The sequence below is a fragment of the Veillonella sp. ICM51a genome, from assembly GCF_000524355.1.
Classification (GTDB): domain Bacteria; phylum Bacillota; class Negativicutes; order Veillonellales; family Veillonellaceae; genus Veillonella; species Veillonella atypica.
The window spans coordinates 1-15,404 of sequence record NZ_JAPX01000045.1 but is presented as its reverse complement, the minus strand read 5'-3'; the positions used below and the strand labels follow the sequence as shown (position 1 = coordinate 15,404).

The following is a 15,404-nucleotide window of genomic DNA, read 5'->3' as shown; positions in this document are numbered from 1 at the left end:
GCCTCGTAGTTACTAAAATCAGAAAACATATATATTTTCTAATGTACTTATAGAATTTTTATCTAATATATAGTATTATTTAATTGTATAAAATATATATTTTATAGTAGTTATTGCTTTTACAATAATCTCTATTACGTGTGTGAAGGAGAGGATTATGAATCGTAGTGTATTAGGTTTGACCACGGCTCTGTTGATGAGTGCACTCATCATCGGCGGTTGTGGGTCGAATCAAGATGATCATGATACGAGCCTCAAGGTACGGACGATTACGATTGGCGAAGAGGCTGGAACGACGAGTGCTGGGTATTCGGGAACCATCAAGAATCGGACGGAAACGAATCTGGCGTTCCAGGTAGGCGGCCGCGTGATTAATAAGTTTGTCAGTGTGGGCACTGCTGTGCAGGCCGGTCAAGTGATTGCCCAAATTAACGGCGCTGACACGGCGAGTCAGGTGCAAAATGCGCAAGGTGCTGTTACGGCGGCGCAATCGGCCTATGATTTAGCTAGTACGAATGCTGAAAGATACCGCGCTTTGTACGCTGAGCAGGCTATCAGCAAATTGCAATTGGATCAGGCTGAAAATCAACTGAATGCGGCGAAAGCTCAGTTGCAACAGGCCCAAGCAAGTCTCAATTTGAGTAACAATCAAAATAGTTATACTACTTTGGTTGCTCCAGATAGTGGTATTATCACGGCCCTCAATGTCGAGGCCGGTCAGGTCGTGGCAGCAGGCCAGGCTATAGGTACCTTGGCGGCCGGTCATGAACCTGAGGCAGTCATCGCGTTGCCAGAACAGGAAATGAGCAAAATTCACCCTGGTAGTACGGCAACCATCACATTTTGGGCTTTGCCTGATGTGAAAGTACAAGGTATTGTCCGCGAAATTTCACCGGTTCCAGACCCTGTAGCGCGAACATATACGGTCAAAATTACCTTGCAAAACCCTCCAAAAGAGGTGCAGCTCGGTATGACCATCAACGCCATCCTCAATCAAACGGATACAGCGGATATTTCCATACCGTTGACGGCGTTGGTGAAAGACAAACAAGGTAATAACGCAGTCTATATCATTCGAAACAAGAAAGCACATCTCGTTCCTATTCAAACCGGCGAATTTGGTAATAATTCGGTAATTGTTAAAAATGGCCTTGCTAAAGGGGATATTGTCATCACCGCAGGGACCCAACAATTACAAGAAGGAACGGCGGTGCATGAATGAAGAAGTTTAACTTAGCAGATTGGGCTCTGCGCCATAAATCTATCATCTACTACTTCATCGCCGTACTCCTCACCTTTGGTATATTCTCGTTCACCCATATGGGACGCATGGAAGACCCAGACTTTACGATGCGTACCATGGTCGTCGGTGTCTCTTGGCCCGGTGCTTCACCTCAACAAATGTCGGACCAAGTAACGGATAAGCTGGAAGAAAAACTACGAGATTTGCCAGGTGTAGATTATACGAAGTCTTTCACAGACGGTAGTAAATCGGTTATTTATATCAATCTGAAAGAAGATTTACCATCGAACAAAATTCGTCCCGCTTGGGAAGAAGCGCGGAATATGATCAATGATGAATGGAAATCTTTGCCATCTGGCGTGCAAGGCCCGTCCATCAACGATCGATTCGATGATGTGTACGGCACAATTTATGCGCTTTCAGGTGACGAATTCTCGTACGAAGAGAAACGGCAACAGGCAGAAGATTTAAAACGGCAATTGTTATCCGTTCCGAATGTTAAGAAAATTACTCTCATTGGTGTTCAAGATAAGTCCTTGGATGTAACGATTAACAAGGACAAGCTCGCATCGTATCAGGTGAGCACACAACAATTATTGACCGCCCTTAAACAGCAAAGCGCGATGGTGCCAGCGGGCATGGTCAATACGGATACGAATAATGTATATTTACGCATTAACGGTGTCTTTGATAGCGTGGATGCGGTCAAAAATATGCCGGTTCGCATCAATAACCAAACGATTCGCCTCGGCGATATTGCGGACGTAACGATGACCTATAAGGATCCTTCCAGTCCTCAATTCTACTACGAAGGCAAGCCGGCCATTGGCATCGCCATTTCCATGGATGCGGGCGCCAATAATATCGAGTTTGGTAAGGCTATCGATACGAAACTGAAAGAGCTAAAAACGACGATTCCTGCAGGCTTAAGCCTCGACCAAGTATCGAATCAGCCTCACATTGTTAAGGAATCCATTGGCGATTTCTCGCAATCTTTATTCGAAGCTATCGCCATCGTATTGCTCGTCAGCTTTGCGTCCCTCGGTATCCGTACGGGTATCGTGGTGGCCCTCACCATTCCGGTCGTCGTGTCTACAACGTTTGTACTGATGTATGAAAATGGCATTTATTTGCATAAGGTTAGCCTTGGTGCCCTTATCTTGGCACTGGGCCTGCTCGTAGATGACGCCATCATCGTCGTTGAAATGATGAGCGTTAAGCTCGAAGAAGGCTTTAACCACTGGCGCGCCGCAACGTTCGCCTATGAATCAACGGCCTTTCCAATGCTGTCCGGCACGCTCATTACCTGTGCCGGCTTCTTACCTCTCGCCTTGGCGGAGGGCATGGTTGCGGAATTCACGAAATCCCTGTCCATCGTTGTCTTTATGGCTCTCATCCTATCCTGGATTGCGTCCGTTCTGGTCAGTCCGGTGCTAGGCTATAAAATCATCGAAAACAAGGATGAAAAACCCGAGTCGGAATGGACTCGTCGCGATCATATCATGCATCGTTTGAAAACCGTTTTTTATGCTCGTTTTGAAAGCCTCCTTCACTGGGCACTAGGTCATCATAAGGCCGTATTACTCCTAACATTAGGGGCTTTCATCCTGTCCTTGCTTTCATTCCCTCTCATCAAACAGGAATTTTTCCCATCGTCGACACGGAATGAAATCATCGTATCCATGCAATTTCCTCAAAGCTCATCCATCGATTATACCCAAAACCAAGCTAAATCATTGGATGCTTTGTTAAAGGATAATGAACATATCGACCATTTCACCACCTATGTAGGCGAAGGGTCACCGCGATTTGTATTGACCTTAGAACCAGAATTGCCACGTGCTAATTTCATGCAAACCATCATCGTTACCAAATCCTTAGAGGATCGAGATGCGTTGTTCAAGGATTTACAAGATCAACTAAACGATCAATATCCATCGGCGCTCATCAATATGCAATTCGTCCAAATCGGACCGCCGTCCAAATACCCTGTTATGCTCCGCGTATCAGGTCCTGATGCATCTGAGGTTAAAACGATTGCAAACGATGTGAAAGCCAAAATGCAGGAGGATAAAGATTTACATAATATCGCCTTCGATTGGCCGGATACAGAGCCAGTTGCTCAAATCCACATCGACCCAGATAAAGCGCGTATGCTAGGCATTAATAGTTATGCCGTATCGCTTCATCTACAAAGTTTATTATCCGGTACAAAATCCGGTGAATACTACGAAGGAAACCAAACCATTCCTGTTACTTTCAGATTAAGCGGCAATGAAAACCACAACTTGGCGGCACTTTCATCATTACCAATCCAAACAGGAAATGGTTCCTATGTACCGCTCAGCCAAATCGCAACGATTTCTATGAGCCAAGAGGAAGGCATTATTTGGCACCGCAACATGATGCCAACCATTAGCATTCATGCTAATGTAGGACCTGGCGTGCTCGGCAATGCTAAGACGAAAGAAATTTACAATAAACTTGCTGAATATCGTCAAGACTTACCAACTGGCTATACTATTGATCTCGATGGTTCTGCTGAAAAGAGCGTCACTGCTGTACAAAAATTGCTCATGCCAATGCCAATCATGCTCTTTGCAATCATGACGATTCTCATGTTCCAATTAAAGAGAATTGCCCTTATGTTTATGGCCCTATTTACAGCTCCGCTTGGACTCATCGGTGTTGTACTGGCCTTAAATATTACGCGTACACCACTTGGATTTATGGCCATACTCGGCATCATTGCCCTCTCCGGCATGATTATTCGTAACTCCATCATCCTGTTGGACCAAATCGAAATTCACCGCGCCGAAGGACAATCTGCCCGCGAAGCCATCATCAACTCCGCTACATTGCGTTTCAGACCAATCATGCTAACCGCCATCGCGGCCATCCTTGGTATGATACCACTCATGGGATCCGTATTCTGGAGTCCACTCGCCATCGCATTTAGCGGCGGTCTACTCGTAGCAACCATATTAACACTCATCGTATTACCAGTTATGTACGCAACATGGTATAAGGTTAAATAAGTAATATATAATAGATATCTATTATAATCTAATAATTGATTGACTACTAATTCTGATGATGTTAATATAACTTTGACAAGGGAAATAAATAAGTTGCAATGTATTCACGCAACAAAGAAAAAACAGCAGGGTGGCAGCCCTGCTGTTTTATATTGCCTTACATACATATCCCTATTTTAAAATAGAACAGGCCTGTTCTATTTTTTAAGAGCACCATACATACTTTTTTAAATTAGTACACACCTGTTCTATTTCTAAAAAGCACTATACACACCTTTCTTAAATTAGTACACGCCTGTTCTATTTCTAAAAAGCACCATACACACCTTTCTTAAATTAGAACACGCCTGTTCTATTTTTTAAGAACCCCATTATTGCACACTAAAAGGCAGCAGATTACAAAACTGCTGCCTCACACCCTACTTATGGCCCTTCTCACCAAAATCTAGCCGGTGGAATATTTAAGCAAAATAGGATAAGTAGTGTTTCCGAACGACTTTTTTCATTTAGCCTATTATATTTAATAAGAAAAGCTGAACATGACTTTTATGCGACTTTGGCCCTGCGGAGGCCGAAGGGCGTAGTCAGACCCGGCCGGTGGAGCAGAGAAGTCATGCTCAGCTTTTTCCCCTTATTAAATTACAACGGCCGTTCCATTACATGTCACCATAAGCATGCCGTTTTGTGCCCCTACGGTGCTGTATTGGAATGATACGCCAATAACGGCGTTAGCGCCAATTTTGCTAGCTCGTTTTGCCATTTCATCGATTGCTGCTTGGCGTGCACTCATTAAGGAATCTTCATAGCTTCCGCTGCGGCCACCAACGATGTCACGAATACCAGACATAAAATCTTTTACAAAGTTACGGCCTTCTACGACCTCACCAAATACGATACCTTTGTACTCTTGTACAGGTTTGTTTTCAATATGCATAGTTGTAGTAATAATCATAATTATATCCTCTCTAATTAACTACAATATATTTTGATTCATTATAGCAAGGCTTTTATAGAAAAACAATCTCATAATGATAGCTTTCATATAAAAACAATAACCTAATACTGCATATACAAAAAAAGACCTATTCACTACTTTCATAATGAACAGGTCTAGTTTTATTGCATTTTTATTTATCAAAATCGCGATCTAGGTTTACTTCTTTCAACGGAACGAGTTTAGTTTTGTTGATGTATTTGTAACCTAGGTAAACAGCGAAGAAGATAGGCAATCCGATGTACGCAACGGATACGCCGTACCAGTCGATGGTATCGCCTGTGAAAGCGGAGTAGTTTTGGCCACAGATGATGATGACGCATAGGATGAACGCCAAAATTGGACCAACAGGGAACAACCACGCTTTGTAAGGCAATTCTTTAAGGTCTCTGCCTTGTGCAATGAACGCACGGCGGAAGCGATAATGGGAAATGGCAATGCCTACCCATGCGATGAAACCGCAAAGGCCGGAGATGTTAACAATCCATGTATACGCTGTACCTTCGCCGATAAAGCTTGTAAGGAATGCAAACAAGCCAATGGCTGTAGTCAATATCAATGCAGGAACTGGAACGCCGCGTTTATTGAGTTTTGCAAAGATTTGTGGTGCTTGACCTTCCTTAGCGAGTGCGTAAAGCATACGCGTAGAGGAATAGAGGCCAGAGTTACCAGCACTCAATACGGCAGTTAAGATGATAGCATTGATAAAGCTAGCTGCAAACGCGAATCCAAAACGGTCAAATACGAGTGTAAATGGAGAAATGGATACGTTTTCTACACTGGAATTCAATAGGTTTGGATCAGTGTAAGGAATGAGGAAACCGATAACTATGAAAGCCCCAATATAGAACAATAGGATGCGCCAGAAGATGGAGTTAATCGCTTTAGGCACGTTCTTTTCAGGGTCTTCTGCTTCCCCAGCGGCTACGCCGATAAGCTCAGTACCTTGGAAGGAGAAACCAGCCACCATGAAGATAGCAAGGATGGATTCCCAACCTCCTACGAATGGTGCTTCCCCTACTGTCCAATTCTCAAATCCAGGAGATGTACCGCCGATACCAAAGATGAGCATAAAGCCACAGAATAGGAATACGAAAACGGTAATAACCTTGATGGACGAGAATACGTACTCGCTTTCACCAAAGGAACGAGTGGACAAATAGTTAAGCCCAAATAGAATTAACAGGAATAATGCGGACCAAACGATGGCCGGTATGTCAGGGAACCAATATTTCATGATGAGCGCCCCTGCCAATACTTCGGCAGCCAATGTAATAGCCCAGTTAAACCAGTAGTTCCAACCTAAGGCAAAGCCAAAGGCAGGGTCTACATAGCGTTTTGCGTAGGTTCCGAAAGAACCTGGAATCGGCAAGTACGTCGCCATTTCCCCAAGGGATGTCATGAGGAAATATACCATGATGCCGATGAGGCCATAGGCCACAAGCGCACCACCAGGACCAGCCGTACTTACTACTTCACCACCGGCTACGAATAAGCCCGTACCGATGGCACCACCCAAGGCGATCATATTCATATGACGCGCTTTGAGGGATCGTTTTAAATGTTTTTGAGTATTAGAAGTATACTCTACATTAGTATTCTGATTATCTGCCATGGGTCACCTCTTACAAATCTAGATTGCGCACATATTTTGCGTTGTCTTCAATAAATTTACGTCGAGGTTCAACCTTGTCGCCCATGAGCACCGTAAAGATTTTATCAGCTTCGATAGAATCCTCTAAGCTAACTTGTAAAATAGTACGATTTTCAGGGTTCATTGTTGTTTCCCATAATTGTTCAGGATTCATTTCACCTAAACCTTTGTAACGTTGGATTGTGATACCATCACGGCCTACTTCATCAAGCTTAGCTATAAGTTCTGCATCAGAGTACACATACCAATGAGATTTGCCTTTTTTGATTTGGTATAAAGGCGGTTGTGCGATGTAGATATGGCCTTCTTCTACTAATGGTTTCATATAGCGGTAGAAGAATGTGAGAAGCAATGTACGGATGTGAGCACCATCAACGTCCGCATCTGTCATAATGATGATCTTGTTATAACGGGATTTTGTAATATCGAATTCGTCGCCAATGCCTGTACCAAATGCAGTAATCATGGAACGAATTTCGTTATTCGCTAAAATCTTATCAAGACGCGCTTTTTCTACGTTAAGGATCTTACCACGCAATGGCAAAATCGCTTGGTAACGACGGTCGCGACCTTGTTTTGCAGAACCGCCCGCAGAATCACCTTCGACTAGATAAATTTCTGTCATAGATGTATCTTTTTCAGAGCAATCTGCTAATTTACCAGGAAGACTGGATACTTCCAACGCATTTTTACGGCGTGTCAAATCGCGGGCCTTACGAGCTGCCTCACGAGCACGGCTTGCCATCGTTGCTTTTTCGATGATTTTCTTCGCATCTTGTGGATGTTCTTCAAAGAATGTTTTAAGACCTTCAGATACGATAACATCGGTAATACCTTTAACTTCGCTATTGCCAAGTTTCGTTTTAGTTTGACCTTCGAACTGAGGTTCTAATACTTTCACAGACACAACCGCTGTCAAACCTTCACGTACATCCTCGCCGGAAAGATTGCTTTCATTTTCCTTGATCAAACCGAATTTACGGCCATAATCATTGAGGGTACGTGTCAAGGCAGCACGGAAACCGGATAAATGGGTACCGCCGTCAACAGTATTGATGTTGTTTACGAATGACAACAAGTTTTCGCTGTAACTATCATTGTATTGCAACGCCACGTCTACCACAACGTCATCCTTTGTATTTTCGATGTCTATAACAGTTGGGTTAACAACTTCCTTATTTTCGTTTAAGAATGTAATGAAAGAACTTAAACCACCTTCGTAATGGAAGCTTTCAATGCGAGGTTCCTCTTGGCGCAAATCGCTCAATGTGATGCGAAGGCCTTTGTTAAGGAATGCCAACTCTTGTAAACGAATTTTCAATGTATCGAAATTGAACACCGTCGTTTCAAAAATTTCAGAATCTGGTTTGAAAATAACAGTCGTACCAGTACCTTCTGCTTTGCCGATTTCATGCAATTCAGATGTTTTATGACCACGGGAAAAATCGATTTCTTGAATAATGCCATTTTGAGATACTTGAACCTTAGTCCATTCACTCAACGCATTGACTACGGAAATACCTACACCGTGAAGACCGCCGGACACCTTATAGCCGCCACCGCCGAATTTACCGCCAGCATGCAATTTTGTTAAAACTAACTCTACCGCAGACATGCCGGACTCATGCATTCCTGTTGGAATACCACGACCATCATCGACAACGGTAATACTATTATCTTCATTAATGGATACTTCGATATGCGTCGCATACCCTGCGAGCGCTTCGTCCACTGAATTATCTACTACTTCATAAACGAGGTGATGCAAACCGCGAATGGACGTACTACCAATGTACATCCCTGGGCGTTTACGGACCGCGTCTAGACCCTCAAGAACTTGTATATTCTGAGCGCCATAATTTTCTTCAGCCATTAAACAAACTCCTCCTAACGACATAAACCGCAATATGCTAATACACAACACATCTGCGGTGCTAAATTATCTCTTTATTATACTATAGATTGCTTATATCGTGAAAGCCCTATAATTTGCTACTTAAAAGCATATAAAACTCATCAATCCGTTTTTTAAGCGTTTTAAGTGATATACCAGATGCATACACACCATCATCTGTTACAATATACGTTTTTACCTTATCCTCGGGCACAATGTATATAACCTCTGCGTCATAATGAGAAATGCCCGTCCTATGATGCTTACCAGACTCCGCATGAATCATCGTAAGAATTGAATTCATAGGGATACTAAAATTATCGCCAATATGAAGATACATATTTCTCCTCTTATTTTCATCTAAGTAAGAATGCTAAATAAACTCCATTTTTCTCTGTCCTGCTATTGAATAGATGACCATTAATTTCGCAGCGACTTTGGCCCTGCGGAGCCCGAAGGGCGTAGTCAGACCCGGCCGGTGGAGCGAGAAATAATGGTCATCTATTCCAATATACCCCTAAGCATATTGAGCTCTTTTTGTTTTTCTTCGCTAAGGAATTTTGATCGGTATTTATTACACAAGTTGATAACGTGCTGGTCTGTCAGTTCTTCAAGCCGTTTATGGGTGATGAGCATGGTAGCCATGTACATATGGTTTCGGCTCGTAGACCCATGGTAGACCTTATCTAAATAAAAATAAATCAATTCTCGCATGGCTATGGAAAAGTCTTTAAAGGTGCATTTGATGTATTGTTGAGCTTCGCTATATTTTATATATGGACGTCTTCTAATTTGTGTTTTTATATCATTAATATGATTGCGATGCATTTCATATTCGCAGGACACACAATATTTTGTTTGCCGGCTCATCAACGTATGACAGCGCTCGCATCGATGATAGCCGTGTTCTAGCAAATAGACTTCCTTTTTTCGGCTGCTAATGAGCACCTTTCGAAACGGTTCTTTTAATGTATCTTCTACTAAGCTTTCAACCATAGCATCAATAGATTTCATATCATCATTGGACAAGACGATTTTCGACATGTCGATATAGCCATCGATGTCGGGCATGTCTATTTTCAAAATTTCAGTATTCACCGTTTCTTTCACATAGCTCTGCCGATGCATGATGAGGCCCATTTCAGTGATGATATCACTTTTGTAATAGTCATTAATGGCCTTGAGGATGCGTTTTTGGTTCATCTTAACCTCTTGCATCCACTGCGAATTATCCGCACTGAGCACAATTTTCGGAGGTTTGATGTCGATAATGCGCGTATGACCAGCATAAATGGGGCCCACCACATCACGCCAATGATGAATGAGTGTATTCAGTTTAAATTGTTCCAGTAAACCTAATTCATGTAGGCCACCAGCTAAGCACATTTCAAGGCTTTCCATAATGGATGTGCCCCTCCTGACATTGAATAAATTGAACACCTTGCATGTTTTCAAAATCATGTATATCCGTCGTGGTAATGACGGTTTGAATGCGTTTATGAATGAACTGCAACAAATTGTTCCGTCTCGCCTCGTCGAGCTCGCTCAACACATCGTCTAAGAGCAATACGGGATATTCGCCTACTTCGGATTTGATGAATTCTAATTCGCTCAGTTTTAGTGAAAGCACAGCCGTCCGCTGTTGCCCTTGGGATCCAAACTTTTTTAAATCGATAGCATCGGAAAAGAATCGTAAATCATCGCGATGAGGACCTACGCTTGTCGTCATGCGATGACGATCTTGAGGCAATGCCTCTTGCAGTAAATCGTAAAAGGCCTCCTTCGTGTACACCATATGACCCTCTTCCCCATATGGTTGTTCATAGCCTATGGTGAGATTTTCTAGGCCTCCCGTCAATTTACGATTCATCAAATCGATAAGCAAATTGATTTTCTTTAGACTTTCCATCCGTTTTTTGACGATGAAAGCCGCCATATCCGCTAGTTGTACATCCCATTCATCAAGAGGAATATTCTGTTTACCGCGATATTCCTTCAACAATGTATTCCGTTGTTGCAATAAACGATTATATTGCAATAATTGATGATAATAAGTAGCACTCGTTTGGGATATTTCCATATCTAAAAATCTGCGACGACCCGATGGACTGCCCTTGATAAGCTGTAAATCCTCTGGGCAGAAGATGACCGTATTTAAAGTACCAATCAATTCCTTTTGCGAAATCTTAGTATCATTTAAGCGGATATCCTTAGGACCTTGTCGAAATAGCTTGATATTAACCTTTTGCGGTGTCTCCTTTTTCTCAAAGTTCACCACAATGCCCGCCTCATCAGCATTAAACAAAAGCATATCCGACGTATCATTTGTGCGGTGGCTTTTACCAATGGTACCGACGTAAATAGCCTCTAAAATATTGGTTTTACCAGCCCCATTGGTGCCGTACAAGACGATGATTTCAGGCTGCAAATCAAGGGTTAAATCCTTATAGTTGCGAAATTGGAACAATTGCAGTGAGTTAATTCTCACCGATTATGCCTCCTCTTTGGTAACGATGAATTCCACATCGAGGCCTTCTACACCAATCACATCGCCAACGCGACATTTTTTGCGTTTTTCTGTAACCATATTGCCGTTTAATGTCAGCACTTGATCATCAATAAGGCCTTTTACTTGGCCCCCTGTTTCGATGACGCCTTCCAATTTAAGCAATTGATCGATTTGAATGTACTCCGTATGGATTGGTACAGGTTGTTGTTTCATAACGTCCTCCTATGGTGGACAAATTACAGAATTAAGAATTTGTACGAACAGGTGTTACTACGTACGTATAGTTCGGATTATTATCTTGGCGAATCACAACAGGACCATTTTGTTTTAAATACATGTGGATGTTGTCGCCTGTGCTGTGACGCAAAATATCGGAAATATAACGACCATTAAAGGAAATCGTGAATGGTGTGCCCTTAAATTCCACAGGAATTTCTTCCTTCGCCATACCAATTTCAGCATTTTGGCTGGATAAAGTCACTTGTTCTTCGGACCAGTCATAGCGAATTACGTTATAACTCATATCCTTTGCCAACAAGGATACGCGATCAACAGCGCCGGCAAAGTCCTTGCGGTCTACAACGGCACTGGAGTCGAATTGAGCAGGAATTACCTTTTCGTATTCTGGGTACGTGCCTTCGATTAAACGGGAAATGATATAGATGGATTCAAACATGAACACGATTTGTGTGCGGTTCCAAATGATTTTAATAATAGAAGGATTATCGGTTGGCAACAAACGAGATACTTCTGCCAAAGCCTTTGTTGGAATGATAACGCGCATAGGGGAGGTCGCAGGTTCATCGATAGTTACCTTTTTAACAGCCATACGATGAGTATCAGTAGCAACCATAGTCACTTCTTTGTCGTTTGCATCTTTGATTTCCAGCAAAGCACCAGCAAATACAGGGCGATCATCGTCGCTTGCTGCTGCATAGTTCGTAAGGTCGATAAGTTCTTTCATAGCTTGACTATCGATATTGACATAATCTTGGTCGTGAATTTGTTCTACTAAGGAGAAATCATCTGGATGCAAGGTTACTAAATTAAATTCAGAGGAACCGGATGTGATTTTTAGCGTATTGCCATCCTCAGGTTTGCTCAATTGAATCGTTTCACCTGGTAATTTGCGGATTAATTCTTGGAAGTAACGAGAAGCAACCACTAATGTACCTGGTTCTAAGATATCGGCGTCGATTGTTAATTTAATGCCCAATTCAAAATCGTTGCCTTGTAGTTCCACTTGATTGTTTTTTGTTGTTATATAAATGGAACCTGGTAGATTTGAACTTGTTTTATTTTGTGATACTTTTTGTAGAACGTTAATGGCTTTTTGGAGATTGGCCTTAGGGAATTTGATGTTCATAACGTAAATACTCTCCTTGTTTGTAATATTCGTTGTGCGATTTTCGTTGGTGCTCTATAGATAATCAACGATAGATCTGTTTTCTAATATGTTTTTGATTTGTTTGTTAGTTTAGTAGTATTTGTAGTAGGCGCTGTGAATGTGTGTACATGTGAAAGTTTTCTAGATTTCATGCGTTTCCACAGTTGTGGATAAGTATGTGTATACCTTGTTTTAGGTTATCCACATAATCACAGAAAATATTAAATTCCTCAATATCCACAGATTTATACACAACATATCCACAGAGTTATCCACACCCGTTTTAGTTGAGTGATGACAGTTTAGATTTGATGTCTAGGATAATCTGTTTCGTTTCTGGATTCTTGTCGATTTCTTTGCTAATCTTATCGTATGCATGCAAAATCGTCGTATGATCTCTGGAAAAAGCCGCTGCGATTTGTGGGTAGCTTTCATTAATCACATCGCGGCACAAATACATGGCAATTTGCCGTGGAAATGCGAACTGAGCCTTCCGTTTCTTGCCTAACAAATCTTGTTTCTTAATATTAAAATAGGTACTGATAAAGTCTTGAATGGACTCGATGTCGATAAGTGTTACCCGTTCCGTCGTGATGATATCGGATAATGTTTTCTTCGTGTACTCCAAATCGATGCTGCTGGTCCGTTGTTCTAAGGATGCAGTACCGATGAGTTTATTGAAAGCCCCTTGTAGTACGCGAATGTTTTCATCGAATTGCAACGCCACGTAGTTGATGGCATCGTTGTCGATAACGAGATTACGATTCTTGTTGTTTTCCTTTTCAACGAGGGCTTTCAAAATGGCGATACGCGTTTCCAAATCTGGATTTTCCATGGTCGCCACATAGCCCGCTTGGAATCTAGAACGTAAGCGTTCTTCGAATTGATCCATATCGTTTGGCATGGTATCGCTGGTGAGGACGATTTGCTTGTTATTGTCCAATAATTCATTGAAGGTGTTGAAAAACTCTGTTTTCGTGCCCTCTTTATTTTCCAAGAACTGAATATCATCGATGAGCAATACGTCGATGTTGCGGAACGTATTGCGGAACAACTCTCCTTGCCGCTTTCGTATGGATTCAATAAATAAATTCATGAACTTTTCGCTTGTTGTGCACATTACCTTGAGATTGGGATATCTTTCAACGATGGCATTGCCGATGGCGTGCATCAAATGCGTTTTACCGAGGCCCGATGGACCGTAAATAAAAAGCGGATTATAATCACCACCAGGATGTTCCGACACATTTTGGGCTGCTCCAAAAGGAATGCGGTTTGCATTGCCTGTAATATAATTATCAAATCGATACCCACTGTTGAGCTGTGATGATGACAAATCGATAGGAATATCCGTAGATTGCAACGTTTGCACCATTTGTGGCTGCTCTACAGGAAACATCGGTTTATCTGGAATTAACTCGTCCACCTCTTTACGCTGGATATACACAGGATCTGCGTACACCGGTGTGTAAAATTCCTCTTGATATGGAACCTCCTGCTTTGCAGGTTTTGAGGATTTTTTATCGATGTTGTCCGTGTCACTTACCACCGTATTTTCTATAGTGTTCGTACTAGTATTTTCTGCAGTATTCTCTGTGAAAGTATCTGCTACATGCGGTGCTGTTGGAACATCATCCTTTTGTGGAAACAAATCCAATAAAACCATATTTAATTCTTTGCCTGTCACTTGCTTGATGGCATCTGTTAACAACTTACTTACCGTTTGCTGAGATTCGATGACACTTTTTATAAAACTCTGCATAACCCCAATGTGTATAGAATTATTATCTATACTCATCGGTATGAGAGAAGTACTCAAACTTGAATAAATCGCAGGCGGCAGTGTTTGTTTTGCTACTTGTAATATACGTTCCCATATATCATTAATATCAGCTGCTTGCATTTTGTTCCTCTTGTGTATAACTTTTACTAAAAATGTGTATAACTTTCGTTATTATGTGTATAACTTATTCTAAAACTGTGGAAAAACCACAAATGCCTGTGAATAACCTGTGCACAACTTGTGAATAAGAGAAAATAAAATTCCCTTCCAACCTTATAAATACTGAGTTTATACTATTCACAGGTTAAAAGAGAAAAAATGTGGATAACTTTTCTAAACTATCCGAAAAAAACTTATAAAAATATATATTTTTTACTAATTTCAATTATGATTGTACCAAAAATGAGGAAGATTGTCATTCAATCTGTGGATAACTTTTATGGAATTTGTTTATTTTAGCATTTTATTTAGAATCCGGTTTGGTGGTCACTTTTTAGCTCCACCGGCCGGGTCTGTCTCCGGCCTATGGCCTTCGCAGGGCCAAAGTCGCGAAAAAGTGACCACCAAACCTACTTTAATCTAAAACTAGCTAAAATAAACAAATTTCATATGGGAATGGGGAACACCGGCCGGGTCTGACTCCGCCCTTCGGGCTTCGCAGGGCCAAAGTCGCGAAAAAGTAACCACCAAACCTACTTTCATCCAAAATTAGCTAAAATAAATAAATTCTATATGGGAATGAGGAAAATAGAACAGGCGTGTATTAATTCAAAATAGGTATGTGTATAGGGTGTTCTGAAAAATAGAACAGGCGTGTACTAATTTAAAATAGGTATGTGTATAGGGTGTTCTGAAAAAAAGAACAGGCATGTACTAATTCGAAATAGGTATGTGTATAGGGT

At 41.7% G+C, this 15,404-nt stretch carries 11 protein-coding genes; 2 read left to right on the top strand and 9 right to left on the bottom strand.

The window, feature by feature from the left end:
• Nucleotides 1–157: 157 nt before the first annotated feature.
• Both HMPREF1504_RS07795 and HMPREF1504_RS07790 read left to right on the top strand, forming a co-directional pair.
• A complete protein-coding gene (locus HMPREF1504_RS07795; RefSeq protein WP_038124883.1) occupies nt 158–1,222 on the top strand; it encodes an efflux RND transporter periplasmic adaptor subunit in 1,065 nt (354 codons plus the stop codon).
• The gene (locus HMPREF1504_RS07790) at nt 1,219–4,281 is read left to right on the top strand and encodes an efflux RND transporter permease subunit (protein WP_038124882.1); all 3,063 of its coding nucleotides are present in this window, start codon (nt 1,219–1,221) and stop codon (nt 4,279–4,281) included. The genes HMPREF1504_RS07795 and HMPREF1504_RS07790 overlap by 4 nt, the downstream gene beginning before the upstream one ends.
• Nucleotides 4,282–4,915: 634 nt before the next feature.
• Here the strand turns inward: HMPREF1504_RS07790 and HMPREF1504_RS07785 are convergent.
• The 9 genes from HMPREF1504_RS07785 to dnaA all read right to left on the bottom strand — a co-directional run bounded on the left by HMPREF1504_RS07785 (nt 4,916) and on the right by dnaA (nt 14,622).
• The gene (locus tag HMPREF1504_RS07785; RefSeq protein WP_005375828.1) at nt 4,916–5,233 is read right to left on the bottom strand and encodes a YbjQ family protein; all 318 of its coding nucleotides are present in this window, start codon (nt 5,231–5,233) and stop codon (nt 4,916–4,918) included.
• A gap of 175 nt (nt 5,234–5,408) precedes the next feature.
• On the bottom strand, nt 5,409–6,890 hold the full coding sequence (locus tag HMPREF1504_RS07780) for an amino acid permease (RefSeq protein ID WP_005380313.1): 1,482 nt from the start codon (nt 6,888–6,890) through the stop codon (nt 5,409–5,411).
• 10 nt (nt 6,891–6,900) lie between these two features.
• The gene (gyrB, locus tag HMPREF1504_RS07775) at nt 6,901–8,802 is read right to left on the bottom strand and encodes a DNA topoisomerase (ATP-hydrolyzing) subunit B (protein WP_038124880.1); all 1,902 of its coding nucleotides are present in this window, start codon (nt 8,800–8,802) and stop codon (nt 6,901–6,903) included.
• Between the two features lie 109 nt (nt 8,803–8,911).
• Nucleotides 8,912–9,163 carry an extracellular matrix regulator RemB gene (remB, locus tag HMPREF1504_RS07770; RefSeq protein ID WP_005382941.1) on the bottom strand — a complete coding sequence of 84 codons (252 nt, stop codon included), beginning with the start codon at nt 9,161–9,163 and terminating at the stop codon, nt 8,912–8,914.
• A gap of 161 nt (nt 9,164–9,324) precedes the next feature.
• Entirely contained in the window at nt 9,325–10,224 is a 900-nt protein-coding gene (locus tag HMPREF1504_RS07765) for a DUF721 domain-containing protein (RefSeq protein ID WP_038124878.1), read from the bottom strand.
• Nucleotides 10,211–11,311, bottom strand: coding sequence for a DNA replication/repair protein RecF (gene recF / locus HMPREF1504_RS07760; protein WP_038124877.1), 1,101 nt, complete (start codon nt 11,309–11,311; stop codon nt 10,211–10,213). The genes HMPREF1504_RS07765 and recF overlap by 14 nt, the downstream gene beginning before the upstream one ends.
• A 3-nt stretch (nt 11,312–11,314) precedes the next feature.
• On the bottom strand, nt 11,315–11,545 hold the full coding sequence (locus HMPREF1504_RS07755) for an RNA-binding S4 domain-containing protein (RefSeq protein WP_038124875.1): 231 nt from the start codon (nt 11,543–11,545) through the stop codon (nt 11,315–11,317).
• Between the two features lie 31 nt (nt 11,546–11,576).
• Entirely contained in the window at nt 11,577–12,698 is a 1,122-nt protein-coding gene (gene dnaN, locus HMPREF1504_RS07750) for a DNA polymerase III subunit beta (RefSeq protein WP_005379445.1), read from the bottom strand.
• 304 nt (nt 12,699–13,002) lie between these two features.
• Nucleotides 13,003–14,622 carry a chromosomal replication initiator protein DnaA gene (gene dnaA, locus HMPREF1504_RS07745; protein WP_038124873.1) on the bottom strand — a complete coding sequence of 540 codons (1,620 nt, stop codon included), beginning with the start codon at nt 14,620–14,622 and terminating at the stop codon, nt 13,003–13,005.
• Nucleotides 14,623–15,404: the final 782 nt, after the last annotated feature.